General features: G+C 69.1%; 1 protein-coding gene. It reads left to right on the top strand.

Going from position 1 to position 1,061, the window contains the following annotated elements:
- The first annotated feature begins 275 nt into the window (after positions 1-275).
- Entirely contained in the window at positions 276-1,058 is a 783-nt protein-coding gene (locus tag ACIBAI_RS28945; RefSeq protein WP_399038791.1) for an IS5 family transposase, read from the top strand.
- The last annotated feature ends 3 nt before the right edge of the window (positions 1,059-1,061 follow it).

The following is a 1,061-nucleotide window of genomic DNA, read 5'->3' as shown; positions in this document are numbered from 1 at the left end:
CTCAGAAGCTGTTGCTCTATCGATCTTGGTGGGCGTGAGTTCGAGGTCGTCGACTCGGTCGGGTGATCTCGTGGCCGACCGGGCATGAAAGCGGGGCCTCCCGCACAGCTCGAGGGTGTCGAATCCAAACGAGCAACAGGAGGCCCCTGGTGCTGCAGTCTTCCGTGCCGGCGTCGATGGCGTCCAACTCGGTGTCCCCGTCGTGTGATTGTCTCGCTCACCGGTTCGGGAACGCCGCGGACCGGCCGTACAGGCGACCGAAGTATCCGTCCGACATGAGCGACGCGGAGTGGGCCGTCGTACGTGACGCGATGCCGGTTCCCGGCTGGCTCGAGGGCCGCGGCGGGCAACCGGAGAGCTATTGCCACCGGCAGATGGTCGATGCGGTGCGCTATCTGGTCGCGGGCGGTATCACCTGGCGGGCGATGCCTGCGGACTTCCCCGCGTGGGACCGCGTCTACGCCTTCTTCCGGCGCTGGCGGGACAAGGGCCTGACCGCCGAGTTCCACGATCGGCTGCGCGACCGGGTCCGCCGGGCCGCGGGCCGGGACCCGGAACCGACGGCCGGCATCATCGATGCGCAGTCGGTGAAGGCAGCCGCGTCGGTGCCGGGCGCGACCAGGGGGTTCGACGGCGGGAAAAAGGTCAACGGCCGCAAGCGGCACATCGTGGTGGACACCCTCGGACTGCTGCTGACCGTGATGGTGACCGCGGCCTCGGTCACCGACCGGGAAGCAGGGCAGACACTCCTGGCCCGGCTGCATGAACGGCACTGGCGCGTCACGCGGGTGTGGGCCGACGGCGGCTACACCGGGCGCCTGGTCGACCTCGCCCGCGACGCCTTGCGGATCGCGCTGACCGTGGTCAGACGCAGCGACGACACCAGCGGTTTCACCGTGCTGCCGAAGAGGTGGCTGGTGGAGCGCACGTTCGCGTGGCTGATGCACTCACGCCGACTGGCCCGCGACTACGAGACGCGCACCGACACCTCGGAGGCAGTGATCAAGTGGGCGATGAGCACGGTCATGAGCCGCCGCCTCGCCCGACAGGCACGCTGAACA

This window comes from Streptomyces sp. NPDC051041, assembly GCF_044456065.1.
Taxonomy (GTDB): domain Bacteria; phylum Actinomycetota; class Actinomycetes; order Streptomycetales; family Streptomycetaceae; genus Streptomyces; species Streptomyces glaucus.
The sequence above is the reverse complement of the archived record's forward strand: the minus strand, read 5'-3'. Positions and strand labels throughout refer to the sequence as shown.

Excerpts from the sequence above, each read along its gene's own strand:
- ACIBAI_RS28945 (WP_399038791.1), top strand. The coding sequence starts at position 276 with ATGAGCGACGCGGAGTGGGCCGTCGTACGTGACGCGATGCCGGTTCCC.